This is a genomic window from Streptomyces muensis (assembly GCF_021474425.1).
GTDB lineage: Bacteria > Actinomycetota > Actinomycetes > Streptomycetales > Streptomycetaceae > Streptomyces > Streptomyces muensis.
This window is the reverse complement of record NZ_JAKEIP010000109.1, coordinates 1-26,784: the sequence shown is the minus strand read 5'-3', so window position 1 is coordinate 26,784 and position 26,784 is coordinate 1. Positions and strand designations below refer to the sequence as shown.

The 26,784-nt window shown below is 71.5% G+C and carries 23 protein-coding genes; 10 read left to right on the top strand and 13 right to left on the bottom strand.

The window, feature by feature from the left end:
* A partial coding sequence (locus L0P92_RS24285; RefSeq protein ID WP_234764992.1) for a polyamine aminopropyltransferase occupies nucleotides 1-1,582 on the bottom strand: 1,582 nt, incomplete at its 3' end.
* A gap of 75 nt (nucleotides 1,583-1,657) precedes the next feature.
* The gene (locus L0P92_RS24280; protein WP_234764991.1) at nucleotides 1,658-2,215 is read right to left on the bottom strand and encodes a DUF2617 family protein; all 558 of its coding nucleotides are present in this window, start codon (nucleotides 2,213-2,215) and stop codon (nucleotides 1,658-1,660) included.
* 751 nt (nucleotides 2,216-2,966) lie between these two features.
* Here L0P92_RS24280 and L0P92_RS24275 point away from each other — a divergent pair.
* The gene (locus L0P92_RS24275; RefSeq protein WP_234764990.1) at nucleotides 2,967-4,157 is read left to right on the top strand and encodes a pyridoxal phosphate-dependent aminotransferase; all 1,191 of its coding nucleotides are present in this window, start codon (nucleotides 2,967-2,969) and stop codon (nucleotides 4,155-4,157) included.
* 141 nt (nucleotides 4,158-4,298) lie between these two features.
* On the opposite strand, the gene L0P92_RS24270 is transcribed toward L0P92_RS24275, so the two are convergent.
* The gene (locus tag L0P92_RS24270; RefSeq protein WP_234764989.1) at nucleotides 4,299-4,826 is read right to left on the bottom strand and encodes a YbjN domain-containing protein; all 528 of its coding nucleotides are present in this window, start codon (nucleotides 4,824-4,826) and stop codon (nucleotides 4,299-4,301) included.
* A gap of 148 nt (nucleotides 4,827-4,974) precedes the next feature.
* Between L0P92_RS24270 and L0P92_RS45275 the strand changes: the two genes are divergently transcribed.
* A complete protein-coding gene (locus L0P92_RS45275) occupies nucleotides 4,975-5,109 on the top strand; it encodes a hypothetical protein (RefSeq protein ID WP_273634087.1) in 135 nt (44 codons plus the stop codon).
* 36 nt (nucleotides 5,110-5,145) lie between these two features.
* On the opposite strand, the gene clpB is transcribed toward L0P92_RS45275, so the two are convergent.
* Nucleotides 5,146-7,743, bottom strand: a complete 2,598-nt coding sequence (gene clpB / locus L0P92_RS24265; protein ID WP_234764988.1) for an ATP-dependent chaperone ClpB — start codon at nucleotides 7,741-7,743, stop codon at nucleotides 5,146-5,148.
* A 140-nt stretch (nucleotides 7,744-7,883) separates the two neighbouring features.
* On the opposite strand from clpB, the gene L0P92_RS24260 reads away from it, so the two are divergent.
* Nucleotides 7,884-8,297, top strand: coding sequence for a pyridoxamine 5'-phosphate oxidase family protein (locus L0P92_RS24260; RefSeq protein WP_234764987.1), 414 nt, complete (start codon nucleotides 7,884-7,886; stop codon nucleotides 8,295-8,297).
* A gap of 241 nt (nucleotides 8,298-8,538) precedes the next feature.
* Here the strand turns inward: L0P92_RS24260 and L0P92_RS24255 are convergent, their stop codons facing one another.
* Nucleotides 8,539-8,874, bottom strand: a complete 336-nt coding sequence (locus L0P92_RS24255) for a Rieske (2Fe-2S) protein (protein WP_234764986.1) — start codon at nucleotides 8,872-8,874, stop codon at nucleotides 8,539-8,541.
* Nucleotides 8,875-8,879: 5 nt separating this feature from the next.
* Complete coding sequence (locus L0P92_RS24250; protein ID WP_234764996.1) at nucleotides 8,880-9,065, bottom strand: hypothetical protein; 186 nt, start codon at nucleotides 9,063-9,065, stop codon at nucleotides 8,880-8,882.
* A 104-nt stretch (nucleotides 9,066-9,169) separates the two neighbouring features.
* On the opposite strand from L0P92_RS24250, the gene L0P92_RS24245 reads away from it, so the two are divergent.
* A complete protein-coding gene (locus tag L0P92_RS24245) occupies nucleotides 9,170-10,210 on the top strand; it encodes a helix-turn-helix transcriptional regulator (RefSeq protein ID WP_372497310.1) in 1,041 nt (346 codons plus the stop codon).
* The gene (locus L0P92_RS24240) at nucleotides 10,207-11,175 is read left to right on the top strand and encodes a helix-turn-helix transcriptional regulator (protein ID WP_234764984.1); all 969 of its coding nucleotides are present in this window, start codon (nucleotides 10,207-10,209) and stop codon (nucleotides 11,173-11,175) included. The genes L0P92_RS24245 and L0P92_RS24240 overlap by 4 nt, the downstream gene beginning before the upstream one ends.
* On the opposite strand, the gene L0P92_RS24235 is transcribed toward L0P92_RS24240, so the two are convergent.
* Entirely contained in the window at nucleotides 11,138-12,184 is a 1,047-nt protein-coding gene (locus L0P92_RS24235) for a helix-turn-helix transcriptional regulator (protein ID WP_234764976.1), read from the bottom strand. The two genes, L0P92_RS24240 and L0P92_RS24235, sit on opposite strands and share 38 nt — an antisense overlap.
* A 434-nt stretch (nucleotides 12,185-12,618) precedes the next feature.
* Between L0P92_RS24235 and L0P92_RS24230 the strand changes: the two genes are divergently transcribed.
* Genes L0P92_RS24230 through L0P92_RS24220 form a run of 3 tightly spaced genes read left to right on the top strand, consistent with a single transcriptional unit; the run spans nucleotide 12,619 to nucleotide 15,951 of the window.
* Entirely contained in the window at nucleotides 12,619-14,163 is a 1,545-nt protein-coding gene (locus L0P92_RS24230; RefSeq protein ID WP_234764975.1) for a circularly permuted type 2 ATP-grasp protein, read from the top strand.
* Nucleotides 14,160-15,092, top strand: a complete 933-nt coding sequence (locus L0P92_RS24225; RefSeq protein ID WP_217210008.1) for an alpha-E domain-containing protein — start codon at nucleotides 14,160-14,162, stop codon at nucleotides 15,090-15,092. The genes L0P92_RS24230 and L0P92_RS24225 overlap by 4 nt, the downstream gene beginning before the upstream one ends.
* A 1-nt stretch (nucleotide 15,093) precedes the next feature.
* The gene (locus tag L0P92_RS24220; RefSeq protein ID WP_217210010.1) at nucleotides 15,094-15,951 is read left to right on the top strand and encodes a transglutaminase family protein; all 858 of its coding nucleotides are present in this window, start codon (nucleotides 15,094-15,096) and stop codon (nucleotides 15,949-15,951) included.
* Between the two features lie 24 nt (nucleotides 15,952-15,975).
* Here the strand turns inward: L0P92_RS24220 and L0P92_RS24215 are convergent, their stop codons facing one another.
* Nucleotides 15,976-17,109, bottom strand: a complete 1,134-nt coding sequence (locus L0P92_RS24215) for a sugar ABC transporter substrate-binding protein (protein ID WP_234764973.1) — start codon at nucleotides 17,107-17,109, stop codon at nucleotides 15,976-15,978.
* A gap of 295 nt (nucleotides 17,110-17,404) precedes the next feature.
* On the opposite strand from L0P92_RS24215, the gene L0P92_RS24210 reads away from it, so the two are divergent.
* Together L0P92_RS24210 and L0P92_RS24205 are read left to right on the top strand one after the other, a co-directional pair.
* On the top strand, nucleotides 17,405-19,141 hold the full coding sequence (locus tag L0P92_RS24210) for a PA14 domain-containing protein (RefSeq protein ID WP_234764971.1): 1,737 nt from the start codon (nucleotides 17,405-17,407) through the stop codon (nucleotides 19,139-19,141).
* 94 nt (nucleotides 19,142-19,235) lie between these two features.
* A complete protein-coding gene (locus L0P92_RS24205; RefSeq protein ID WP_234764969.1) occupies nucleotides 19,236-21,320 on the top strand; it encodes a PA14 domain-containing protein in 2,085 nt (694 codons plus the stop codon).
* A gap of 14 nt (nucleotides 21,321-21,334) precedes the next feature.
* On the opposite strand, the gene lxmJ is transcribed toward L0P92_RS24205, so the two are convergent.
* The 5 genes from lxmJ to L0P92_RS24180 form a co-directional block, all read right to left on the bottom strand.
* Nucleotides 21,335-22,318 (bottom strand): F420-dependent peptide dehydroalanine reductase LxmJ, encoded by a 984-nt coding sequence (gene lxmJ / locus L0P92_RS24200; RefSeq protein WP_234764967.1) that lies wholly within the window; start codon nucleotides 22,316-22,318, stop codon nucleotides 21,335-21,337.
* The gene (locus tag L0P92_RS24195) at nucleotides 22,315-23,589 is read right to left on the bottom strand and encodes a M16 family metallopeptidase (protein WP_234764966.1); all 1,275 of its coding nucleotides are present in this window, start codon (nucleotides 23,587-23,589) and stop codon (nucleotides 22,315-22,317) included. Before L0P92_RS24195 ends, lxmJ begins: the two co-directional genes overlap by 4 nt.
* Entirely contained in the window at nucleotides 23,586-24,914 is a 1,329-nt protein-coding gene (locus L0P92_RS24190; protein ID WP_234764964.1) for a M16 family metallopeptidase, read from the bottom strand. The genes L0P92_RS24195 and L0P92_RS24190 overlap by 4 nt, the downstream gene beginning before the upstream one ends.
* The gene (locus L0P92_RS24185) at nucleotides 24,911-25,732 is read right to left on the bottom strand and encodes a class I SAM-dependent methyltransferase (RefSeq protein ID WP_234764962.1); all 822 of its coding nucleotides are present in this window, start codon (nucleotides 25,730-25,732) and stop codon (nucleotides 24,911-24,913) included. The genes L0P92_RS24190 and L0P92_RS24185 overlap by 4 nt, the downstream gene beginning before the upstream one ends.
* A partial coding sequence (locus L0P92_RS24180) for a T3SS effector HopA1 family protein (protein WP_372497309.1) occupies nucleotides 25,729-26,784 on the bottom strand: 1,056 nt, incomplete at its 5' end. The genes L0P92_RS24180 and L0P92_RS24185, both read right to left, overlap by 4 nt.

Below are 26,784 nucleotides of genomic sequence, written 5' to 3'. Positions count from 1 at the left end.
GCGTCAACGTCCCCAGCCGCGGCGCTCCCTCCCCCGCACGGAGCCGAAGTGCCGGCCGCTCGCCCCGGCCCGCCAGGATGAACCCCCAGTCGTCCGGCGCCCGCGTCGGGCCCGCCGAGCGGTCGGGCCCGCCCGTGAAGCCGGAGCCACGGGCCCCGGTGTGCCCGCTCCCGCCGGTGCCTCTGACGCTGTACCGGGCGGTGCGCAGCCCCGCGGCGCGCAGTGTCGTGTCGACGGTCCAGAAGACGCGGGGCCGGGAGGAGACCGAGCCGGCGTGCACGGCGAGGCGGCCGGTCGGGGTCAGGGCGCGGCGGGCGAGGCCGTAGAACTCCTGTGAGTACAGCTTGGTGCTGGCCGTGATGCCGGGGTCGGGCAGATCGGAGAGGACGACGTCGTACGTCGCCCGTGGTGCCGTGCGCAGCCACTGGAAGGCGTCGCCCGTCATGACGTGGACGCGGTCGTCGTCGTACGCGTGCCCGTTGAGGGTGGACAGGGGAGGGTCCCGGCGGGCGAGGCGCACCACCTCCGGGTCGACCTCGACGACGTCGACCCGGTGCACCCCGGGGTGGCGCAGGACCTCGCGCAGCGCCAGCCCGTCACCGCCGCCCAGGATCAGCACGCGGGTCTGCTCGCCGCTCATCGCGGGGTGGACCAGCGCCTCGTGGTAGCGGCGTTCGTCACGGCCGCTGACCCGTAGGCGACCGTCGAGGAAGAGGTCGAGGGGGCGGCCGTCGGTGCCGCCGGTGATGACGACCTCCTGGAGGCCGGTCTGGAGCGCCACGCGTACGTCCCGGCCGTACACGGCCTGCCGGGCCGCGCGCTCGAAGTCGTCGACGAGGACGGCGGCCGCGGCGAGGACGCCGAGGACGGTGATGTTGGCGATCACCAGGAGCCAGCGGGCGCGGCGGGTGAGGTCGCGCCGGAACAGGCCGAGGACGAGCACGGCCCCGGCGACCGCGTTGACGGCGCCGGTGATCAGGGCCGAGGTCAACTGGCCCAGCAGGGGCAGCAGTAGGAAGGGGAAGGCGAGGCCGCCGACGAGGGCGCCGACGTAGTCGGCGGCGAACAGGTCGGCCACCGCGCCGCCCGCGTCCTGGCGCCGGATGCGCTGGATCAGCTCCATCAGCAGCGGGATCTCGGCGCCGATCAGCAGGCCGATGGTGAGGGAGAAGGCGACGAGGAGCCAGCGGGGGCCGTCGGCCCACAGACCGCCCCAGTCACCGGTCCAGGCGAAGACGGCGTACAGGGCGAGCGCGCTGCATCCGCCGACCAGGGCGAGTACGGCCTCGATGGCGCCGAAGCCGGCCGCCGCGCAGGGGCGCAGGCGCTTGGCGACGAGGGAGCCGATGCCCATCGCGAAGACCATGACGGACAGCACGACGGAGGCCTGGGTGACCGAGTCGCCGATCAAGTACGCGGCGAGGGCGACGAGTTCGAGTTCGTAGACGAGTCCGCAGGCGGCGCAGACGAAGACGCCCGCGAGGACCAGGAACCGTCCCGTGCCCGGCCGGACCGGGAGCCTCGCGGGGCCGGCCCAGGGCGGCGGGGCTCCGGGCGGGGCGGGCGCGTGCGGTTCGATCACGTTGCCGACGGTACGTTACGCCTGCGGCACGCTGGGTCACCCACACGTGTGGTGTTGCCGAGGGGGACGTTTGCGTCAGGACCGCAGGGATCCCGCCCGGTGCGCCCGGTGCCGTGGCGTGGCCGCGACCGTCCGCATCCCCACCCTGGTCCGGGTGGCGACCAGTTGCCCGTCCTGCGGGTAGGCGTGCCAGGTCCGCCAGTGCATCTGCCCCTCGTGGTGCTGGGCGAGCATCGCGGTGAAGGCGTGCGGGCTGCCGGGGAACACTCCGGCGAGGCCGTGCGGGTGGTCGGAGACGAGGGCCAGCAACTCCTGTGCGCGGCCCGCGAACTGACCCGGCGACAGCAACTCGACGCGGGCCGCGAACTCGTACTCCCAGTCGCCCGCCCGCTTGGCCACGCCGAGCGGCAGCGGTGTGCTGCTGCCGGGCATACAGGCCACCGTCTCCGAACAGATGCCGCGCTCCTCCTCCAGGAGCACCTGGTGGGACGCGCCGAGCAGTCTCAACTGAAGCTTGGTGCCGGTCAGTTCGAGGTCGAGCGTGGCCAGCGCGGGCAGCGGTTCCCGCCCCAGGGCCCAGGCGAGGTCGGCCGCGCGCGTGTCGGTGTAGGCGGTGTTCAGGGTCGTGAGCATGGGTCGGCTCCGCAAGCACGCAAAGAAAAGGAGGAAGGTGTCGGTCTCCGGCGGCGCACCCGGCCGACACCGGGAGGGACGGCCCGGTCAGCCCGGTCGGCCGGTCAGAAGGGGTGTCCGCGGGACTCCGAGGGGCTGCGTTGGTGAATTTCACTGAATCATGAACTGTGGCGCCGCCACAGCGTTTTTACCCAAGTTCGTAGGCTTTCCATCCCTCAGAGGGCTTATCAGCTCAACTGTTCAACTCCGGCGTGCGCCGGGGCGCGCAAAGCGGGGCCGGTCCCAGGTACCGGCCCCGCTCCGTCCGGATGCGGTTCCCCCTGCTCGGGGAGCTCAGCTGCCCCGTGTCAGCTGCCTCCGCCACCGCATCCGCCTCCGCCCCCGCAGGACGACCCGCCTCCGCATGACGAGCCGCCCCCGCAGGAGGAGCCTCCCGAGCCGCTGTCTCCCCCGCCGGCCCACCAGCTGCCGCCGCTCGATCCCCCGCTGTCGTACGAGTGCGACCGGCTCCGGTGCGAGCGGTGGCTGTAACCTCCGCTGCGGCGCGCGACGGACACGACGATCACGACGAACATCACTGCGACCAGCGCCCCCACGATGACTGTGGTCATGGCGTCAGCCTCCTTCCGTTCCCCCGAAGCGGCCCGAGACGTCCCCCCGTGGGCGCCTCCCGCTCGGTGCGTGGGGGTCAGATGCCCGGCCGTCCGACGACCCAAAGCAGAGTTGAGGAACTCCAGAGCTTGGGCGCAGGATGGCCGGCATGACCTCCACCTCCCGCCCTCTGCTCAACCGCCGTCTCGCCGAGTTCGGGACGACGATCTTCGCCGAGATGTCCGCGCTGGCCCTGAGCACCGGGTCCATCAACCTGGGGCAGGGCTTCCCCGACACCGACGGGCCCGAGGAGGTCCGTGAGGCGGCCGTGCGGGCGCTGCGGGACGGGCGCGGCAACCAGTACCCGCCGGGTCCCGGCGTCCCCGAGCTGCGCACCGCGATCTCGGCGCACCAGCAGCGCCGCTACGGGCTGTCGTACGACCCCGACACCGAGGTCCTGGTCACCGCGGGCGCCACCGAGGCCATCGCGGCGGCCCTGCTCGCGCTGCTGGAGCCGGGCGACGAGGTCATCGCCTTCGAGCCGTACTACGACTCCTACGCGGCCTGTATCGCCATGGCGGGCGGCACGCGCGTGCCGGTCACCCTGCGCCCGCACGAGGGGAGCTTCCGCCTCGACCTCGACGAGCTGCGCGCGGCCGTCACCGACCGTACCCGGCTGCTGTTGATCAACACCCCGCACAACCCGACCGGCACGGTCCTCACCCGTGCGGAGCTCGCCGCTGTCGCCGAGCTGGCCGTCGAGCGTGATCTGCTGGTGGTGACCGACGAGGTGTACGAGCACCTGGTCTTCGACGACGCCGAGCATCTGCCGCTGGCGGGCTTCCCGGGGATGCGGGAGCGGACGGTGACGATCGGGTCGGCGGGCAAGACGTTCTCGTTCACCGGCTGGAAGGTCGGCTGGGTGACCGCGGCGTCCGGCCTGGTCACGGCGGTGCGGTCGGCGAAGCAGTTCCTGACGTACGTCTCCTCGGGGCCGTTCCAGTACGCGGTCGCCGAGGCGCTCGCCCTGCCCGACGGGTACTTCACGGCCTTCCGGGAGGACATGCTGGCCAAGCGTGACCTGCTGGCGGCGGGTCTGACGGAGGCGGGTTTCGAGGTCTTCCGGCCCGCGGGCACCTACTTCATCACCACCGACATCCGCCCCCTCGGCGAGAGCGACGGCTTCGCCTTCTGCCGTGCGCTGCCGGAGCGTGCCGGGGTGGTCGCCATTCCCAACGCGGTGTTCTACGACCACCGGGAGGCGGGGGCGCCGTTCGTGCGGTTCGCGTTCTGCAAGCGGACCGAGGTTCTGGACGAGGCGGTGAAGCGGCTCAAGTCCCTGGCGGGCTGAGCCCGCGGGCCGGCAAAGGTTGTCCACAGCCTGTGGACGAAGGTGACGCGTACGACAAGAGCCCGGCCCGGCACGCGGCCGTGGCGGCCGGTGCCCTGGCCGGGCTCTCCCATGTCCTGCTGGGGCGGCCGGCAGGCCGCCTTACTCGTCGTCTTCCTCGGGCTTGTCCGCCTCGTTGATCTCCTGCTCCAGGCCGAGCTGCTCGACGAGCCACTTGTCGAACTCGATGGCGGCCCGCACCCAGCTGACCGTCGACGAGACGAAGTGCTCCAGGCTCACGCCGGTGCCGATCAGCATCTGTGCCTCGCCGATCAGGCGGACGGTGCCGTCGTCGTGCGTGTGGCTGTAGACCTTGGGCCACAGGGTCCGGCGGTTCCAGTCGTCGATCGACTCGAGCAGCTGGGGCTTCTCGTCGATCTTGTGGGGCCGGTCGTAGAACGTCCGCACCGAGAAGACCTGCTGGTCGCCCTCGCCGCGGAACATGAAGTACGTACGGAACTGCTCCCACGGCGCCGCGAGGTCACCCTCGTCGTCGACGACGTACTTCAGCTCCATCTGGTCCAGGAGCTGCTTCACGAGGTCCTGATCCGGGACGACGGGGCCGGCCGGCTGTTGCGGCTGCGGCTGCTGGCCCCCGAAGTTCGGAATCGAGGACGGGTCGATGGTCACCGTGATTTTCCCTTCGTACGGATTCAGTCATCCTCCCCCATGCGGGGTGGGGGGTGGCAACCCCCGTCGGCCCTGTCAGCCCTGGGCTGACACGATCCGGTCACCTGCGGATGACGGTGCCACGACCGGCGCGCGGCGTGATCGCGACATGCGGATGAGGAGAGAACTGCGGTGGCTGCTGTGGGGGCTGTGGCTGGTGTGCCTGGGGGTCGCCATCTGGTTCGTCGTGGTCGTGATCATGTTGTGGACGGACGACATGCCGCTCGACCGGCTCCAGAACTGACACCGGCCGCCCGCCGCCCCGGCCGGGTACCCCGGATCACAGCGTCTTCCCGCTCGCCGGCCCGACGATCAGACCGTCCCCGAACGCGTCCACCCGGACCGTGTCGCCGTCCTTGACCTCGCCGGAGAGGATCTCCTTGGCCAGGCGGTCGCCGATGGCGGTCTGGACGAGGCGGCGCAGGGGGCGGGCGCCGTAGGCCGGGTCGTTGCCCTCGTCGGCGAGCCAGGCCAGGGCCTCGTCGGTGACCTCCAGGGTGAGCCGTCGCTCGGCGAGGCGCTTGGCGAGCCGGTCGATCTGGAGCCGGGCGATCCGGCTGAGCTCGTCCTTGGTGAGGGCCGAGAAGACGACGAGGTCGTCGAGCCGGTTGAGGAACTCCGGCTTGAAGGAGGTGCGGACCACCTCCAGCACCTGTTCCTTCTTCTCGGCCTCGCTCGTGACCGGGTCGACGAGGAACTGGCTGCCCAGGTTGGACGTCAGCACCAGGATCGCGTTGCGGAAGTCGACCGTACGCCCCTGACCGTCCGTCAGCCGTCCGTCGTCCAGCACCTGGAGGAGGATGTCGAAGACCTCGGGGTGCGCCTTCTCCACCTCGTCGAGCAGCACGACGCTGTACGGCCGCCTGCGCACCGCCTCGGTCAGCTGGCCGCCCTCCTCGTAGCCGACATAGCCGGGAGGCGCGCCGACCAGCCGGGCCACGCTGTGCTTCTCGCCGTACTCGGACATGTCGATGCGGACCATGGCCCGCTCGTCGTCGAAGAGGAAGTCGGCGAGGGCCTTGGCGAGTTCGGTCTTGCCGACGCCGGTCGGGCCGAGGAAGAGGAAGGAGCCGGTCGGGCGGTCGGGGTCGGCGATGCCGGCGCGGGTGCGGCGTACGGCGTCCGCGACGGCCTGCACGGCCTCCGTCTGCCCGATGAGACGGCGCCCCAGCTCCTCCTCCATGCGCAGCAGCTTCTGCGTCTCACCCTCCAGGAGCCGCCCGGCCGGAATCCCGGTCCAGGCGGCGACGGTGTCCGCGATGTCGTCGGAGCCGACCTCCTCCTTGACCATGGTGTCCTTGGCGGCCTCCTCCTCGGCCTGCGAGGCGGCCTCCAGGTCCCGTTCCAGGGTGGGGATCTCGCCGTAGAGCAGCTTGCTCGCGGTGTCGAAGTCGCCGTCGCGCTGGGCGCGTTCGGCCTGTCCGCGCACGTCGTCGAGGCGTTCCTTCAGCTCGCCGACCCGGTTGAGGGACTCCTTCTCCTTCTCCCAGCGGGCGGTCAGGCCCCGCAGTTCCTCCTCCTTGTCGGCGAGGTCGCGGCGCAGCTTCTCCAGGCGCTCGCGGGAGGCCGGGTCGGTCTCCTTGCCGATGGCCAGCTCCTCCATCTTCAGCCGGTCCACCGACCGCTGGAGCTCGTCGATCTCGACGGGGGAGGAGTCGATCTCCATCCGGAGCCGGGAGGCGGCCTCGTCGACGAGGTCGATGGCCTTGTCCGGGAGGAACCGGGAGGTGATGTACCGGTCGGAGAGGGTGGCGGCGGCCACCAGCGCGCTGTCGGCGATCTGGACCTTGTGGTGGGCCTCGTAGCGCCCCTTGAGGCCGCGCAGGATCGCGATGGTGTCCTCGACGGTCGGCTCGGCGACCAGCACCTGCTGGAACCGCCGCTCAAGAGCCGGATCCTTCTCGATCCGCTCCCGGTACTCGTCCAGGGTGGTGGCCCCGACCATGCGCAGCTCACCGCGCGCGAGCATGGGCTTGAGCATGTTCCCGGCGTCCATGGCGGAGTCGCCACCGGCACCCGCGCCGACGACCGTGTGCAGCTCGTCGATGAAGGTGATGATCTGCCCGTCGGAGTCCTTGATCTCCGCGAGCACGGTCTTCAGCCGCTCCTCGAACTCACCGCGGTACTTGGCGCCGGCGACCATGGCGCCCAGGTCGAGCGCGACGAGCCGCTTGTCCTTGAGCGACTCGGGCACGTCCCCCTTGACGATCCGCTGGGCGAGCCCTTCGACGACGGCGGTCTTGCCGACGCCGGGCTCACCGATGAGGACGGGATTGTTCTTGGTACGGCGGCTGAGCACCTGCACCACGCGCCGGATCTCCTGATCCCGCCCGATGACGGGATCGAGCTTGCCCTCGCGCGCGGCGGCGGTGAAGTCCGTGCCGAACTTCTCCAGCGCCTTGTACTGCCCCTCGGGGTCGGCGGTGGTCACGCGCCGGCCGCCGCGGGCCTTCTGGAAGGCGTCGAGCAGCTTCTTCGCACTGGCCCCCTGCTGGGCGAGCACCTCACCCGCGCGTCCGCCCTTGGCGGAGATGCCGATGAGCAGGTGCTCGGTGGAGAGGTACTCGTCGCCGAGTTCCTTGGCCCGCGCCTGGGCGTCCGCGATGACGGCGAGCAGCTCACGGTTGGGCTGCGGGGGCGCGACGGTGGACCCGGTCACGCTGGGCAGCGCGGCGAGCGCCTTCTCCGCGCCTGCGCGCACGGCGGCCTGGTCGGCGTCGACGGCGGCCAGCAGGTCGACGACGTTCTCGTTGTCCTGCCCCTGGAGCAGAGCGAGGAGCAGATGGGCGGGGGTGAGGTCCGCGTGGCCCTCGGTCAGGGCCCGGTTGCTGGCCGCGTTGATCGCGTCCCGGCTCCTGTTGGTCAGCTCGGCGTCCACGTTGGCGTTCTCCTCCTGGCGTCAGCTTCTCCCAGTACTGACTGAGTCAGCGTACACAAAGTTGAGCCTATTCCGCTCAAGTCCGGTTGGGGTCGGTCGCGGGTGGTCGGGGAAGACGTACGGCGGCTAGGTTCCCGTTCATGGCCACACACCCCCAGGACCCGGGCGCGCCGGACGCGCCGTACCTCACCTTCTGGCAGGAGAAGCACGTCTGCACCCTGACGACCCTGCGCCCGGACGGCACCCCCCACGTCGTACCCGTCGGAGTCACATACGACCCCGAGGCCCGGCTGGCTCGAGTGATCACCAGCAAGTCGAGCGCGAAGGTACGCCATGTACTCGCCGCCGGCCCCGACGGGGCCCGGGTCGCCGTCTGCCAGATGGAAGGCCGCCGCTGGGCCACCCTGGAGGGCCGCGCCACCATCCGCACCGAGCCGGAACAGGTCGCGGACGCCGAGCGCCGGTACGCGGAGAGGTACGGGCGGACTCCGAGGCCGAATCCGGAGCGGGTGGTCATCGAGATCGCGCTCACTCGGGCCATGGGGCGGGGATGAGGTCGGGAGGGCGGGGGGCGTGCGCCCAGGGCTGGACCGCCGACCGCGGGAACAGCGCGGCAACGCGGGCCACCCTGCCTCGAACGGCCGAATACCGGGTGACCGGTTTTGGCCACTGCCTCAACCGGTGGATACGGGTAAATGTCCCCGTAAAACTGCAGCGGCGTCACCGTGTTCAGGTCACGGTGACGCCGCTGCGGGGGGAAGCGCCTGAGCGATCTGTTACGACGGGGGAATCGCGTCAGGCACTGCGGGGGGTGGCTGAGACAGTCCTTGGGGCCGGGGCCTCCGGTTCCACCAGGCGGTGGTCGCGCTGATCGAGGTTGACGAAGATCATTCCGTACCGGATGGCACACCGTACAGGCTGCGGCGCCCCCCGAGGCCGCCGCAGACACCGGTACGCCCGGACGTCCTCGTCCTCGTCCCGGGTGACGACGACCGGCTCGCCGAAGACGGTCACCATCAGTGAGTCACCGGGGTGGGGGATCGCGGTGACCAGGTCGATGAAGTGCCAGCCGGAGCGGTAGGCGGTGGCCATTTCTCTGCGGAAGGAGCGGTCGTCGGGAGGAGTGGTCATCTCGATCAGTCCCACCTGGTATCCATCGGGACGACCGAACCGTCGTCACCGTCGGCCGCGATGACAACAGACTGGACATCACCCATCTTGTGCACGTCACTCTTCGCACCGGAGAGGCCCGCCAGCGTTCCGAAGGCCACAACGGCGGAGAAGGCGGCAACAAGTACCGAGCGAAGCATTCTCTTACGCATAGTCGGCTTCGTCCTCACTTGAAGGTCCCCTCTTCCCCCGTCGGATAAGACGATGGCTCATTCAGGCACGTCATGGCCACACGATCGGTGCATCATGTTCCTGCATGTTCAGGACCCTGGGGGGTGGAGATTTGACAACAAATCGGACTAAGGCGACACATCCCCATGCGGTCACCGAGCTGTGTGAGGAAGGGAGCCGCCTCTACGCGAGCGCCCTGCGCAGGGGACGCATTCTGCGGGCGGATGTCGAACCTGCTCCGTGTCTGATGGAGTTCGCCCTCCTTCACCCCGATCCTGACGACGCCCAGTGGTTGCGCCCGGTTCCCCCGTCGGTCGCCCTGGCGCAGCGGCTCAATCCCATCGAGCGGGAGATCACGGACCAGCGGCGACTGTCCATCGCAATCGCCGAAGCCTTCGAGCCATTCATGGCCCTCGGCGCCCAGGACGCCGCCCCCACCCACGCGATCACGGTGCTGGAGGGGCTCGACCGCATCAACACGGCACTCGACCTGGCGACCGCCCAGTGTCAGATCGAGGTGCTCGCGGTGCAGCCGAGCGGCCGCCGCAGCCCCGAGAACCGACTCCTGGAGGCCCTGGAGCGCGACAAACCACTGATCGACCGCGGGGTGCGGATCCGGACCCTCTATCAGCACACGGCCCGCTACATACCCGATCGGCTGGCCTATATGGACCGGTTCGCCGACGGCAAGGTGGAGTACCGCACCATCGACGAGCTCGTCGAGCGCCTGATCATCTGCGACGAGACGGTTGCCTTCATCCCGATACGGGACGACCGTCAGGTGGCCCTGGAGCTGCGTCACCCGGGCCTGGTCCGGTATCTGATCAAGGTCTTCGAGTTCATGTGGGCGCGCGCGGTACCACTTCGGGCGGGCACGCCGTACGAGACCGATCCGGACGGCATCACCGACATCCAGCACTCCATCGCCAAGCTCCTCGTCGAGGGCCATGTCGACGAGGCCATCGCGCGCCGCCTGGGCATGAACGTCCGCACCTGCCGAGCCCACATCGCCAAGCTGGCCACGGCCCTGGGCAGCGGCAGCCGGGCCCAGCTCGGCTATCTCATTGCCCAGTCAGGGATTCTGGGGAAGGATCACTCACCATCGGGGGGAGACAACCGCCCGTGACCGAAGCGCACAGTCACCCGGCCGAAGAGGTCTGTGCGGACGGCCTGGCGCTGTATGCCCGTGCCCTGCACGAGGGCTCCGTGTCGGAGCAGGAGGCCGTCCCGGTGGGCTGCCTGCTGCGCTCGGGACTGCTCCGCCCGGACCTGGACGACATGCGCCGGCTGCGCCCCCTCGCCCCTGCCCTCGCGCTCCCGAGGCTGCTGCGCAACGTCGCCGAGGACATCGCCGAGCGCCGTCGGGCCGAGACGCGTCTGGCCGAGGCGTTCGAACCGCTGCTGGCCTTCGACTCGGAGCACGCGCACACGGCCGAGGTCGGTCTTCTCAACGGCTTCGACCGGATCAACCAGAACATCGCCGAGGCACTGGCCGACGCCTCGCACGAACTCCTCGCCATCCAGCCCTACACCGGCACGAACAAGCCCACGTCCCGCCTGGCTCAAGCCCTCGCCCGCGACCAGGCCCTGCTCGACCGCGGCGGTCGTATCCGCACTCTCTACCAGCACACGCAGCGCCACTCCCCCGCTGTGACCGCCCGTTACGAGCAGTTGAACGGCGACGCCGAGGCGCGCACTCTCCACCAGGTCACCAAGCGCCTCCTCGTGATCGACCGCACGGTCGCCTTCATCCCCGCCAACCCGGACCGCACGCTCGCCCTCGAAATCCGCCACCCGGTCCTGGTCGACTATTTCGCCGTCATCTTCGACCTTCTCTGGCAGATGGCCACCCCCATGCACCCCCAGGCTGTCCAACCGCCCACCCTGAACGGCATCACGCCCCGCCAGCAGGCCATCGCCGGCCTCCTCGTCGAAGGCCACGCCGACGCCGTGATAGCCGACCGCCTCGGCATGAACATCCGCACCGCCCGCTCCCACATCGCCAAACTCGCCGCCACCCTCGGCAGCGAGAGCCGCGCCCAGCTCGGCTATCTCATCGGACAGTCCGGGATCCTTGATCAGGCAGAGTGAGTGAGGGCTGGGGCTCGACGTCGGCGGCGCGTGGGGGTCTGTCCAGGCCTGCCTGGGCGATGCGGACGCCCAGTTGGGTACGGTTCGCCGCACCGAGCGTCTCCGAGAGCCGGGCGATATGGGCCCGGCACGTGCGGACGCTTATGCCGAGCCGTTCCGCGATCACCGCGTCCTGGTGGCCCTCGGCGAGCAGTGCGGCGATGGACTGTTCGCGGTGGGAGATGCCCTCGATGCCGGTGTCCGGCAGCGGTGCCGTCAGGGGGATCGCGAGGCGCCAGAGGCGTTCGAAGACCGTCACCAGGTAGTGGACCAGGGCCGGGTGGCGCAGTTCCAGGGCCATCGTGCGGTCCGCGTTCGCGGGGATGAAGGCGACCGTACGGTCGAAGACGATCAGCCGGTCGATCACCTCGTCGAGGGTGCGGGCCTCGACCGAATCGCCCATCAGTTCAAGGTAGTTGAGCAGGCCCTGGCCGTGCCGGGCGACGTGGGTGTACAGGTCCCGCATGCGTACGCCCCGGCCGCGCAGCTCCAAGGCCCGGTGCAGGCCCTCCGTGAGCTCGTGCTCCGGGCGGATGCCGCCCGGCTGTACCGTCAGCACCTCCGTGGCGCACGCCTGGGTCGCCTCGTCCAGCGCCGCCTGGATACGGGAGGAGCCGTCCAGCACACGGATCGCCACCCCCTCCGCGCCGACCGCCGGCGACTGCGACCCGAGTCCCGCGTACCACTCGAAGGCCGCCACCGCCGAGCCCATCCGCCGCTGGCTCGCGCTGACCTCGTCGTACACGCCGCGCAGCAGCCGGGTCATGACCTCCTGCGGGGAGGTCGGCACCAGCCAGTCCATGTCGTCGGGGTCGGGGTGCAGCAGCGCCAGCTCCAGCAGGCAGGGCACCGGCTCAGCGTCCCGGCGCGGCACGCGGCCGCGTCGTACGGCCCGGGAATACACGCGATCCCCGGCCTCGCAAAGCCGGTCGGCACCGTGTGGATGCTCCTGAGTCCCGTGCCCGGCCATCGCCCATCCACCCCCGGTTCCTGCCTCTTCGCCGGCTCGCTCACCTCCGGAGCGCGGTGCCGACATCCCTGCGGGACACCCCTGCCGGGCGGGGCCCTGGTCGACAGGCCCGCCGTGCTGGACCCGCCGTCCTGCGGTTCGTTCGCGCTTCCGCAGCGCAACTATGCGCGGACAGGCCGTGCTCCGCAACACGGCTCACGTGGGAGTGGCGGCCATTAACTGCCTTTACATCCCGCTATTTCCAGGCCTCCGCCAGCCGGCTTGCAACAAGCTGATGGTGGGGCCCACCTTTTGCTCCGTGGCGAGCCCAATCATCGGACCGCCGGCCGGCCTGCGACTCGCGTGTCCAGGCACCCGGACGCCCCCCTTCCGCGTGCATCTCCCGGAAATCCCCCAGAGATCACCGCGTTACGAACCCGACTTAACGTCTGGCCATGGCGGACATATTTGACGCATACGCGTTGGCCGACGCGTGGGACGAGATGTTTGAGCGGCCGGGTGAGGTCAGGGCCGCCTATGAGCCGGTGCTGGCTGCGCTGCAGCCGATCGAGCCGAGTGAACTCCGGTTCCGGGCCGACCAGATGGCCCGGGCGTTCACCGACAGGGGCGTGACGTACGCCTTCGCGGGCGAGGAGCGGCCCTGGCCGCTGGACCTCGTGCCCCGCATTCTCGACGCCCTCGAATGGGATCTCATACAACGCGGGGTGAGCCAGCGGGTGCGTGCCCTGGAGGCCTACCTCGCCGACGCCTACGGGCACGCCCGCGCCTTCGAGGACGGCGTCGTGCCCTGGCGGCTGCTGCTCAACTCCCCCCACTTCCACAGAGCGGCCCATGGGGTCGAGCCACCGGGCGGGGTGCGTATTCATGTCGCCGGGATCGACCTCGTACGGGACGAGGCCGGGGACTTCCGGGTGCTGGAAGACAATGTGCGCGTGCCCAGTGGCGTCTCGTACGTCATCGAGAACCGGCGTGCCATGACCCGGATCTTCCCCTCCCTCTTCGCCGAGCAGCATGTGCTCCCCGTCGACGGGTACGCCCAGCGGCTCCTCGCCGCCCTGCGCGCCGCCGCGCCCGACGGGACCGACGACCCGCGCGTGGTCGTCCTCACCCCCGGGCCCAACAACGCCGCCTACTTCGAGCACGCCCTCCTCGCCCGGCTGATGGGTGTGCAGCTCGTCGAGGGGCACGACCTCGTGTGCCGCAACAACCGGGTGTGGATGCGGACCACCCGCGGTGAGGTTCCCGTTCACGTCGTATACCGGCGGCTGGACGACGACTTCCTCGATCCCCTCCACTTCCGCCCCGACTCGGTGATCGGCTGTCCGGGCATCATGGGCGCCGCCATGGCGGGCACCGTCACACTCGCGAACGCCGTGGGGAACGGCATCGCCGACGACAAGCTCCTCTACACCTACGTCCCGGATCTCATCCGGTACTACCTCGGCGAGGAGCCGATCCTCCCCAATGTCCAGTCCTACCGTCCCGACGAGCCAGGACAGTTGGACGCCGTCCTCGACCAGATCGAGCAGCTGGTCATCAAGCCGGTCGACGGCGCCGGCGGCCAGGGCATCGTCATCGGCCCCAAGGCCGACCGCGACACGATCGAACGCACTCGCAAAGCCGTCATCGCCGACCCGCGCGGCTTCATCGCCCAGCGGCCCGTCGCCCTGTCCACCTCCCCCACCCTCGCGGGCGAGCGCATGGCACCGCGCCACATCGATCTGCGGCCCTTCGCCGTCAACGACGGCAACGATGTCTGGGTGCTGCCCGGCGGTCTCACCCGGGTCGCCCTCCAGGAAGGCAACCTGATCGTCAACTCCAGCCAGGGCGGCGGCTCCAAGGACACCTGGGTGCTGGCCGAGGGCCCGGCGGAGTCCCCCGCACCGGTGAGCGCGAGCGATCCGCTGGACGTCGCGCCGCGTCAGCTCGGACCCGACGGCACCCCCACCGTCGTACAGGAAGGGGCTCACCAGCAGTGAACGACGTGATCCTGTCCCGGATAGCCGAGTCCCTGACCTGGACCGGACGGTATGTCGAGCGGGCCGACGCCACCGGGCGCATCCTCGACGCCTACCTCCACCGCATGCTGGAGGATCCCTGGCGCGACGAGGACGTGGCCTGCCGGTCGTTGTACGCGATCCTCGGCATGGACGCCGGTGGTGCGCCGGTGGACATGCAGCAGGTCCTCGACCAGCTGGCCTTCGACGCCCGTTCGACGGGGTCGATCGAGGGCGCGCTGGGCGCCGCCCGGCTCAATGCGCGCAGTGCTCGCGAAGCCGTGTCCTCGGAGATGTGGGAGTGTCTCAACTCCACCTGGCACGCGCTCGCCGACCAGCGGATGGCCGCCCGGCGTACGGGCCCGTACGCTTATCTGGAACTCGTACGACGCCGTGCGGCCCTCTTCTTCGGGCTCGCCGACTCCACCATGAGCCGGGACGACAGCTGGCGCTTCGTGGTCCTGGGCCGCAGCCTTGAGCGGGTGGACATGACCGTACGGCTGCTGTCGGTACGGGTGCTGGACGCCGCGCACGCGCCCGACTGGCCGACCCTGCTGAGCGCGTCCGGTGCGGACGAGGCGTACGCGCGCGTGTACGGCGGCTTCGGCGACACCCCACGCGTTGCCGAGTTCCTGCTGCTGGACCGCGACTTCCCCCGCTCGGCGCTGCACGCGCTGACCACGGCGGAGGAGTGCCTCACGGCGCTGGGCCGCCCCCGGCAGGACCCGGCGCGCCGCCCGATCGGCCGGATGCGCACCCGTCTCGAGTACCTGGACACCCACGCACTGGAGGACCAACTGCCGCTGCTGCTCAAGGACTTGCAGCAGGCCTGCATGGCCTCCGCGGACGCGGTGGCCGACCGGTTCTTCCCGTACCAGGGGCCCGTCGAGTGGGCCCAGGAAGGAGCGTGAGATGACCACCGCCCAGGGCACTCGCCGTCTCCGCATCAAGCACATCACCCGCGTCTCGTACGCCCAGCCGGCCGCGTCCTCGCACAACGAGGTCCGGATGACCCCGCTGACGCTGCCCGGCCAGACCACCCTGGACGCCCGGGTCACCGTCAGTCCGGCGGCCACCACCTGGGCGTACTGGGACTACTGGGGCACCCAGGTCACCGGCTTCGACCTGATGGACCCGCACGCCGACCTGACCATCACGGCCTCCAGCCTGGTGGAGACCCACCCGCCCGGCTCACTCCCCGAGGCGCCCGCGTGGCGGGAACTGACCGAGAAGGTGGCGTCCTCCCGCCTGCTGGAGTTCGCGGGGCCGACCTCCCGTACGACCGTCCCCGACCGGCTGGTCGAGACGGCGCGGGAAGCGGCGGCCGGTCTCGATCCGCACGAGACGGCACTAGCGGTGTCGGCGCTGGTCGCCGACCGGGTGTCGTACCTTCCCGGCACCACGAGCGTGAACACGTCCGCCACCGAGGCCTGGGAGCAGTGCGCGGGCGTCTGCCAGGACATCACCCATCTCACGATCGCGCTGCTGCGCGGCGTGGGGCTGCCCGCACGCTATGTCTCCGGCTATCTGCACCCCGAGCGGGAGGCGGAGCTGCACCGGCCGGTCGCCGGGCAGAGCCACGCCTGGATCGAGTACTGGGCGGGCGACTGGTGCGGGTACGACCCCACCAACCGGACGCGGGCCGACGAGTCCCACGTCGTCGTCGGCCGTGGCCGCGACTACGACGACGTCACCCCGCACAAGGGCATCTACCGTGGCGTACCGGGTGGGCCGCCGGAGGTGACGGTGGAGTTCACGCGGGTGGCGTGAACGTCCGGGGCCTCGGGGCGGGCCCTACTTGCTGAGGCCGATCCGCGTGCAGTCGGCCTTGTACTTGGTGGTGCAGATCTCCGACAGCTTGTAGATCCCGTCGGCGACGACCGTCTGCTTGATGTTCTTCTGGGTCAGGGCGACCACGGGGACCAGCAGGGCCGGGACGCCCTTGTCGGTGGGGCTGTCGACCTGGTCCTGGGTGAGGGAGTCGAACTGGATGTCCTTGCCCTGGACCTTGGCCACGGCCATCTCCGCGGCGCTCTCGGCTTCCTGCGGGTACGACTTGTACACGCTCATGTACTGCTCGCCGGCCACGATCCGCTGGACCGCGTCGAGTTCGGCGTCCTGGCCGGTGATCGGGGGCAGCTCGGTGACGCCCGCGGCCTCCAGGGCCTTGATGATGCCGCCGGCCATGCCGTCGTTGGCGGAGTAGACGCCCTTGATGTTGTTGACGCCGACGTCCTCGATGGCCTGGGCCATGTTGGCCTCGGCGTTCTCCGGCTTCCAGTCCTTGGTGTCGTAGGACTTGGCGATGCCGACCGTGCCCTTGAGCTCGGAGAGCGCGCCGGCCTTGAACTGCTTGGCGTTGGGGTCGGTGGGCGAGCCGTTCATCATCACGATCTTGTCGGACGAGTCGACGCTCGAACCGCCCATGGCCTCCAGGAGGGAGCGGCCCTGGACCTCGCCGACCAGTTCGTTGTCGAAGGAGACGTACGCGTCGATCGGGCCCTCGGCCAGCCGGTCGTAGGCGATGACCGGAATCCCGGCGTCCTTGGCCTTCTTCACGCCGGACGCGATGGCGTGCGCGTCGACGGCGTCCAGCAGGATCACATCGACCTGGTCGTTGATCATCTGCTGGAGCTGGCTCGCCTGCTTGGTGGCGTCCGCGTCGGCGTTCTTGTAGACGACCCTGCCCTGCTTGTCGGTGAGCTCCAGGACCTTGTTCCGGATGATGGGGAAGTCGAACTTGTCGTAGCGCGTGTTCGCCGTCTCCGGCAGCAGCAGGCCCACGGTGATGTCGTCGCCCTTGGTGGGGCTCGCCTCGCTGCTGTCCCCGGTGACGCCCAGTGCCCCGCACGCGGCCAGCGAGAGGGTCATCGTCGACGCGGCGGCGACGGCGGTGGCGGTACGGCGCAGGGGGCGCAAGGGACGCATACAGGAGCTCACTTCTGGTGCCTTAGGAACACGGGCGCGCCATTGCGCCCAGATGTCTGAAAAGACAACGCGCCGACAACCCTCACCGTCAAGCGGAACTACTTAACGAGTGCGCAACGCCACGCTCCGCTGTGCATGTAAAGACATGAAGGAACGTCTCCAAACGTCCGTTACATCCCCTCCACCGAAAATCGATCAAGGAACTGGTTGAGAACTGCACAACCAATGTCATTCCTCGCGAGTCGTGATCACGACAGCCCGCTCGGCGCTGTCCCGTACTCGACCAGAGGATCGAATGAACCCAGCCAGACGCGCGACCGCCGCACCTGCGACGACGGTCGCGCTCGCCACGACGGTCGTGCTCGCCACCGCGGGCACGCTGCTCACGACGGCCTCCCCCGCGTCCGCCGCCGTGACCTGCGCCTCGCCGGTCTTCAAACGGCAGTTCTTCGCGAACACGGCCTTCTCCGGCACTCCGAAGAAGACCGACTGCGACAGCGTGATCGACCAGAACTGGGGCACCGGCGCCCCGGCCTCCGGACTGCCGAGGGACAACTTCTCCGTCCGCTGGACCGTGACCCGGGACTTCGGCTCCGGCGGTCCGTTCTCCTTCGCCGCCTCCGCCCAGGACGGCATCCGTGTCTACCTCGACGGCAGCCGCAAGGTCGACCTGTGGAAGAACGTGTCGACGACCGTCAAGAAGACGGTCAACGTCACCATCCCCTCCGGCAGGCACACCCTGCGCGTCGACTTCGCCAACTGGACCGGGACCGCGAACGTCAAGTTCGCCTACACGCCCCGCACTTCGGCCACCGTCGACAAGGTCAGGCCGCTCACCCCGGCCGGCACCACGGTCACGTACGACAAGGCCACCGGCAGGGCGAAGCTGACCTGGGCGAAGAACAAGGAGATGGACCTCGCCGGGTACCGCGTCTACCGCCGGCTCAAGGGCGCCGCGTACGGCGGCACACCGCTGGCGACGACCGCCTCCACCACCCACACCGACACGACGCTGCCGGTGACCGGGGCGGCGTACTACTACGAGGTCCGCGCCTACGACAGGGCGGGCAACGAGTCGGCCGGTACGGCGGACCAGCTCGTCACCACCGTCGACCGCACCGCGCCCGCCGTGCCCACCGGGCCGACCACCGCCTCCGAGGCGGAGGGGCTGCGGGTCGCCTGGAGCGCGGTGCCGGGCGCGGCGTCGTACCGGGTGTACCGGGCGTCGAGCGCGAGCGGCACATACGCCCGGGTGGGCAGCACCGCCGAGGTCTCCTATCTGGACACCTCGGCCGCGGAGGACACGACCTACCACTACCGGGTGACCGCCCTCGACGCGGCAGGCAACGAGTCCGCCCGGTCCGTCGCCGTCAGCGGCGAGCGCCGGGACCTCACCCCGCCGTCCGCCGTCACCGGGGTGACCGTCACGCCGACCGAGTACGGCTTCCGGGTGCGCTGGGACGCCAACCCGACGGCCGACCTGGCGAGCTACGTGGTCCGCCGGGGCGAACTCCTCGGCGACGAGGAGGAGCAGGTCTGCTCCCTGTACCCCGGCTTCCACGTGTCGGCGGACACCACGTCGTACGACTACGCCGTCCTCCCCGACGGCGAGGAGAGCTGCTTCATCGTCGACGCCGTGGACGACGCCGGGAACTCCTCCTTCCGCTGGACCGGCGAGGCCCAGGTGGTGGTCGCGACCGAGCTCGACACGGCGCCGGGCGTGGCGACGCCCGACGGCTCCCCGCTGACGCTGGAGGCGACTCCGGCCGAGGGGGACGAGGGCAACCGGCTGACCTGGGGCGGGCTCGGCGAGGACGCCCCCGAGGCCGCGGGCGGCTACCGCCTCTACCGCTGGAACCCGGACAGCTCCGCCTACGAGAAGATCGCGGACGCCGGTGCCGGCGCGTTCGAGTACTTCGACACCGGGGCCGCACGTGGCACCACGTCGTACTACTGGGTGACGGCGGTGGCGGCGGACGGCACGGAGTCGCTGCCCGCCGCGGACTGGGCGGTCACCGCGCCGGCCGGCTGACCCGCCGCGGCGGCCGTACAACCAAACGGCGTTCCCGCTGGTCTGTTCGGCGACGGTTGATCATCGCCGTCGCCGAACAGGACCGAAGGACCGCATGAACCCAGTCAGACGTACGACCGCGGCCACCGCCGCCGCCGTCGTGCTCGCCACCACGGGCGGCCTGCTCACGGCCCTCGCCACGCCCGCGTCCGCCGCCGTGACCTGCACCTCGCCGGTCTTCAAGCGGCAGTTCTTCGCGAACACGGCCTTCTCCGGCACTCCGAAGAAGACCGACTGCGACAGCGTCATCGACCAGAACTGGGGTACGAACGCCCCGGTCTCCGGGCTGCCGAGGGACAACTTCTCCGTCCGCTGGACCGTGACCCGGGACTTCGGCTCCGGCGGCCCCTTCTCCCTGGCCGCCTCCGGCCTTGACGGCATCCGCGTCTACCTCGACGGCAGCCGCAAGATCGACCTGTGGAAGAACACCTCCACGACCGTCTCCAGGACCGTCAACGTCACCATCCCGTCCGGCAAGCACACCCTGCGCGTCGACTACGCCAACTGGACCGGCAGCGCCCGCGTCAAGTTCGCCTACACACCGCGCACTTCGGCGACCGTCGACAAGGTCAGGCCGCTCACCCCGACCGGCACGACGGTCACGTACGACAAGGCCACCGGCAAGGCGAAGCTCGCCTGGGCGAAGAACAAGGAGATGGACCTCGCCGGGTACCAGGTCTACCGCCGCCTCAAGGGCGCCGCGTACCCGGGCAAGCCGCTCGCGACGGCCGGCTCCGCCGCCACCTCGTACACGGACACCCCGCCGGCGACCGGCGCGACGTACTACTACGAGGTCCGCGCCTACGACAAGGCCGGCAACGTCTCCGGTGGCAGCACCGACCAGCCCGTCACCACCGTCGACCGCACCGGCCCGGCCGCGCCCACGGGGCTCACCGCGCACGGTGACCTGTGGGGCATGATGATCGAGTGGGACGCCGCGCCGGACGCGGTCTCCTACGAGCTCTTCGAGAAGGACCAGGCCACCGGCGCCCTCACCCTCCTCAAGCAGCTCACCGGCACGTCCTTCATCCACCACGTGGGCCACGACGAGACCAAGCACACGTACCTGGTCCGGGGCCGGGACGCCGCCGGGAACGCGGGCGCGTACTCGACGCCCGTCACCTCCGACGGCATCGACCGTACGCCGCCGGACGCACCGCAGAACCTCCAGGCGACGGCCACTTACGACGCGGTGCGGCTGCACTGGACCATGCCGGAGGGCCGCCTCTCCGACGAGATCAACAACGACGCCTACTTCACCGTGCTGCGCTCACCCGGCACCACGCTCGGCGCGGACGCGGTGGCCGTGCCCTGCACCGTGAACACGACGCTCGACAGCGCCGCCGGCGAGTACTCCTTCGGGTGCTCCAGCGACGACTTCGAGTTCGACACCACCTACACCTACGGCGTCGTCATCACCGACTGGCAGGGCAACCGTTCCGCGCCCTCCAACCCGGTCACCGTCACCACCTCCGACCGCACCGCCCCGCTCCCCCTCACCGGCCTGACGGCCACGCCCCGCGCCGACGGCACGGAACTGCGCTGGAACGCCCCGGCCGACGACGACATCGCCTCCTACCGCGCGCTGCGCGGGGTACGGCAGGACGACGGCACCGTGAAGTGGATCGGCGAGCTGGCGCACTGCGTGGACCGCGCCAAGGACCCGCTGGCCATGCTCTGCATCGACATCCCGGACGGCGAGACCTACGTCTACACGGTCATCGCCGAGGACGTCTGGGGCAACGAACTCTCCGCGAACGACCCGTCCGTCCCCACCGTCACCGCCACGGAACTGAACATCGTCCCGGGCGAGCCGATCGGCAAGGACTTCGAGTCGGGCGGTCCGCTCTACGGCGGCGGAGGCTGGACCGTCGCCGAGGCGGCGCAGCCCATCCAGTGGCACTGCTCCGGCGACGTCTGCGCCCAGATCACCGAGTACCGCGTGAGCCGCTGGAACCCCGAGACCCGGACCTACGACCCGCTGGGCACGGCCTCCCCGACGACGAACTACTACCAGTCCTTCAACGACACCACCCAGCCGCTGGGTTCGGTCTCCTACTACCGCGTCGTCGGAGTCCTCGCCGACGGCACGGAGACGAAGGCCGCGCATCCCTGGAGGATCCGCCCGAACCTGCTCTGAGCCGGTGGCCGGCCCTACCGCGTCGCCGCGATGATCTCCTCCAGGTCCCTCACCGCCGCGTGGACGCCCTCGGTGAGCAGGACGGCCGTGGGGTTGAGGAGGATCTCGTCGACACCGGCGGCGTGGTAGGCGGCGAGGGTGTCGGCGATCTCGCGCGGGGTGCCGGTGACGACGACGTCGGCGCGCAGGAGTTCGGTCGCGGGGTCGGGGGCGTCGATGTCGACGCCCGCGCGGCGCAGCATGTCCGCGTAGTGCGGGGCGCGCAGGTGGGTGCCCGCGGCCGCCTCCGCCAGGCGGCGTGGGTCGCGGCCGGGGCGGGTCACGGCCACGTGGACCGCCGTGGCGATACGGGGGCGGGTGGCGCGGCCCGCCTCGGCGGCACCGGCGGACAGTTGAGGTGCGAGGGTGCCGCGTATGTAGTCCGGCGGGGTCATCCAGGTGATCGCCACGTCCGCTGTGGCGCCGGCCGTGCGGGCCATGCCGGGCCTGAGCACCCCGGCGCCCACCTCCACCGGCGCGTGCGGGCCGACGGGTGGCAGGGCGGCGTGCAGCCGGTGGTACGGCCCGTCGTGCGCCACGCTCTCGCCGGCCAGCAGGGCCCGTACGGAGGTGACGTACTCCCCGACGGCCGTACGCGGGCTGCGGTACGGCTCGGGCGCGAGGCCGTTCGCGAACTCGGGGGTGCCGATGCCGTATCCGGCCACGACCGGCTGTCCGGTGAGCAGCGCGAGGGAACGGGCTTGGAGCGCGGCCTCGTAGGGGTGGCGCAGCGGCAGGAGGGTGACCGCGGTGCCCACCGGCACGGTGTGGCCCATGCCGGCCAGGTGGGCCAGTACCTGGTGCGGTTCCGCCCGGAAGGACTGGCACAGCCAGAGGCGGCGGGCGCCGGTGCGGGACACCAACTCCGCGAAGGGGGCGACCAGTTCGGGGTGGTCGGGCTGGAGGGGGTAGAGGACGGCCGGAAGGCCAGGTGCGGGTGTGGGTGCGGGTGCGGTCACTGTGTGGGTCCTTCGGGCGCCGGTGTGTGGTCGAGGGTGGCCACCAGCGTGCGGGCCGGGGCCAGGAAGTGCGCGGCCGCCTCCGCGATGTGATCGTCCGTCACCTGGGCAATCGCGTCCGGGTAGCGGGTCAGCCAGTCCAGGTCCAGGCCGCTCGCCGCGAAGCCCGCGAGGGCGCTCGCCTCCTCCGCCCGGGTGGCCAGGGCGAAGCGCGTGAACCCGGCCGCGTACCGGCGGGCGCGGTACGCCTCCCGGGGCGTGGGCCCGCTCTCGGCCAGCTCGGCGAGACAGGCGGTGACCTCCTCGGCGAGCCGCTGTCCCGTGCCGGGTGCGCCGGCGCAGTCGATCTCCAGCCAGCAGCCGGCGCGGTTCTGCCGGATCCGGGCGTCGACGGCGTACGCGAGCCCGTGCCGTTCGCGCAGCCGCCGGGTGAGCCGCGAGGAGGCGTGGCCGCCGAGGACGACCTGCGCGAGATGCAGCGCGGTGTGACCGGGCTCGGGAGCCGGGACGGCCGGGCCTGCGGTGAGCAGGAGCGCCTGGTCGGCCGACGGATCGTGCAGGGCGAGCCGTCCCGGCGCGGGCTCGCGGCGCGGGAAGGGGGGCAGGTGCAGCCCGGACGGGCCGCCCGACCAGGCGCCCAACTCCTCGCGCACCCCCGCCAGTACGCGTTCCGTGGACTCGCCGCTCAGCACCAGGAGTACGGCTCCCCCGGGGACGATCACGCGGTGGTGCAGGGCGAGCAGGTCCAGCTCTCGCGCTGCGGTGCCGGGGTCGTCGTCGACCAAGGGGTGCGAGCCGCCGAAGGCATGGCGGAGCTGGGCTCGGCGCAGGCGGATGCGGGGGCCGGGGGGCGGTTGTGGCGTGGTCGTCCTCGGAGCGGGGGGCGGTCCGTAGGACGGGCGGAGCAGCAGGTCGGCCAGCAGCTCCAGCGCGCCCGGCAGTTCCTCCCCCGGCACGCTCACCGACAGCACCAGCTGCTCGGCGGTCACCACGGTGCTGAACTCCGCCCCGAGGTCGGCCGCCCGGTCGGCCACGGCCTGCCGGTCGCGGACGGTCGTGGCGGTGCCGAGGCGGGCCGCGAGCAGGTCCTGCGCGGGGCGGAGAGCGGGTTCGGTGCGGGCGTACGGCAGGACGAGCCGGAGTTCGGCGAGAGGGGCGCCCGGGATGTGCACCAGGGCGGTGTCCAGGCCGTTCGGCAGGATCGTGCGGAGGGTTTCGCGGGGGGCGGCGGGCTGCCGTGGCGCCGGGCGGGTCGGCGAGGTGACCGTCATGGGGCGACTCCCTCCAGGGTGTGGACGGTGCGGGGTGCGGCGAGCAGGGCGCGGGCGGCGGACGACACGTCGGCGGCGGTGACGGCGGCCAGACGACGGGGGATGGCGTCGGGTCCCGCACCGTCGCCGTCGCCCTTGCCGGCGCTGGAGCTATCGCCGTCGCCCTCGCTCGGGAAGAGCAGCGCGGCGCGGCCGTGGGTCACCGCGCGGGCGGTGAGCGAGTCGGCCTGGCGGTGGCAGGCGGCGCGCAGCACGGTCACCGCACGGCGCAGTTCGGGTCCGTCCGGCGGGGCGGCCGCCAGCGCGCCGAGGGCGTCCAGCCAGAGGGCCGCGGCCTCCTCGGTGCCGACGCCGGGTGCCCGGCCGAGCAGGACGAGCGCGAGGTCGGGTGCCGCCGAGGCGAGCCACTGGCCCTGGTAGCCGCACATCACGCTCGCCGCGTCCACGGCCCCTCGCTCGGCGGCCAGTCGACGCAGCCGACCGCGGCGCAGGATCTCGCAGAGGACGACCTGGGCGAGGTACGGGCCGAGTCCCCGGCGTGGATCGGCGAGGGCGTGTCCGACGGCGACGCCGTTCCTGCCGTAGGGGATGGCGGGCCGGGGTTCGTCCCCGCCGCGCGCACGCCCTACGACCCGAGCGGCGGCCCGGGAATCCCGGTCCCCCCGGCCGCACGCCTCTCGGCCCCACGCCTCGAACTCCCGCTCCACCAGCTCCCCCACCAGCCCGGCGTCCACATCCCCGACCACGGACAGCACGGCCCGCTCGGGCCGGTAGTGGCGCCGGAAGAACGTCTCCGCCTCCCCGGCCGTGGCGCGGCGCAGTTCCGCCGTCGTGCCGTAGGCGTCCCGCGCCCCGGGGTGGAGCGCGGTGAGCACGGTGTCCCACAGCCGGCTGCCGGACCCGGCGGCCCGGATCTCCTCGCCGATCACGGCCACCTCGGAGCGCACGGTCTCGGGCGACGGCTCGAAGCGGAGCAGCCGGCGGGCCTCGTGGGCGAGGACCTCGGGCAGCGCGTCGGCGGGGACGACGGTGTGGAAGACGGTGTGATCGCGGTGGGTCTCGGCGTTGCACATGCCGCCCACCTCCTGGACCAGGGCGACGAAGGACTCGTCGTCCCCGGACCCGGACGCGGACTCGGCCCCGGACGCGAACCCGGGCGACTGGTCACGCGGGAACATCAGGTGCTCAACGAGATGCGCCATGCCGTGCCGCCCGACCGGATCGTCGTCACCGCCCGCGGCCACGGTCAGCGCCACGGCCACGAGCCCGCGCCCGGGGGCCTCCTCGGTGACCAGCCGCAGACCGCTCTCCAGCCGGAGGCTCACGGCAGCGGCCGGTACACGGAGACGCACATCTTGCGGCTGTCGCCCCCGTCGAAGGGCTGCTCGCGCCAGCCGGCGTAGCGGGCGGACAGCTCCAGGCGGGCGATCCCGGCGAGCAGGTCCAGCTCGCTCGGCCACAGGTAACGCATGACCGTGGTCGCGGACTTGGGCGGCTCGCCGTCGAGGAAGAGGGTGTTGTGCACCATCATGTTCTGCGAGGCGGGCAGCACCCCGATCGACTCGATCATGGCGCCGCGCCCTGCGACCGGGTACGTGTTGATCTCGTTCTTCTTCTGGACGTGGTAGTCGCTGGGGTCGAACGTCTCGATCACGACGTGTCCGTCCGGCGCGGTGTGCCGGGCCACGGCGTGCATGAGGGCGATCTGCTCGTCCGGGGTGACCGCGCAGCACAGGGAGTTGAAGGGCGCGAGGACGACGTCGAAGGTACGGCCCAGGTCGAGGGCGGCGAAGTCGGCGTGCACGGGCGTGATCCGGCCCTCGGGGTCCTTCTCGGCGAGCCGGGCGAGCATGCCCTCGGAGGAGTCGACGCCGTGCACCCGGAAGCCCTTGTCGGCGAGCGGCAGCGCCACCCGGCCGGTGCCGACGCCGAGTTCGAGCACGCTCGCGCCGGGTGCGGTGAGGGTGAGGAGGAAGTCGGCGATGTCCTCCAGGTCGGGGGTGGAGGGGTAGATCTCGTCGTACACCTCGGCTATGGCGTCGCTGTAGGCGGTGGTCAGGGCGGTGCCGAGCCCGCCGGCCCCGGCCTCCGCCGGGATGTCCGCCGGGGTGTCCGCCGGGGCCTCGGTGGTCGTCGTGGTCATCGTGCGTCTCCCGGGCGGGTGTCGAGGTTGTTCTGGGGGTTCAGCGGGTCGATTCCGGCCTCGTGGAAGGCCTGTACGACGAACTCCGCACGCGTACGGGCGTCCGGACCGTCGGCCAGGGCGTGTGCGATGAGTCCGGAGGCGAGGGCGAAGGCGCGGTGCTGGCCGAAGCTCATGCCGTTCTGGCCGGGGCGCGGGTCCTCGGGGTCCCAGGCGGCGGCGACACCGGGCGCGAGTTCCTCGGTGAACACCGAGGTGGCAGGGCCGGTCAGGGTGCCGGCGTGCGGGGCCACGGCCGCCGCGACCGCTTCCTCGCCGGGACGGTGGTCGCCGTGCAGGTAGACCACGACGGCGTCGCGGCGCGGGAAGTCCTGCGGGTCGGAGAGCACCTTCGCGTGGTACCGGGCGCCTGCCGCCTCCAGCGCGTCGAGCGCGGCGCCCCAGAGCGCGACGGCCGCGTCCGCGTCCCGCGCGTGCAGGAAGAGCCGGCGTACGGCTCCGGCGGGGCGGGGCAGCGGGCGGGAGCCCATGACGTAGAAGAACCCGGGGGACAGCGCGGGCCGCGCGGCCTCCAGCGCGAGTTCGACGTACTCGCCGGGCGCGGGCGGTGTGGCCGAGGCGAGCAGCCGGTCGGCCGGTACGCGTGCGGTGACCTCCGGGAGGCGTACGACGAGCTGGTCGCCGTCCGGCCGCGACAGCACCTCGACGAGGCGGCCCCGGGTGGGCGTGGTGCGGTGCGGTACGGCCGCGGCGAGCCGCTCCTCCAAGGCCGGGTCGCGCAGGGTGCGCCGGGGTGGCGGACCGTCGGGGAGGGCGCCGCCCTGGTGGCGGCCGGCGTGGAGTTCTTCGTACAGCGCGTTGGTGAGCCGGCCGCGCAGGTCGCGCGGGCTGTCGGCGGTGACCGTACGCCCGGCGACGGTGGCCTCGCGGGCACCGGGTGCGACGGTGACGACGCCGAGCGCGGCGGCCAGCCGGGCTGCGAGGCCCCGGTGCCGGACGTCGGGGGACGCGTCCGGCGCCGGGGAGTCCAGGAGGGGGCGGGGCGGTCTCTT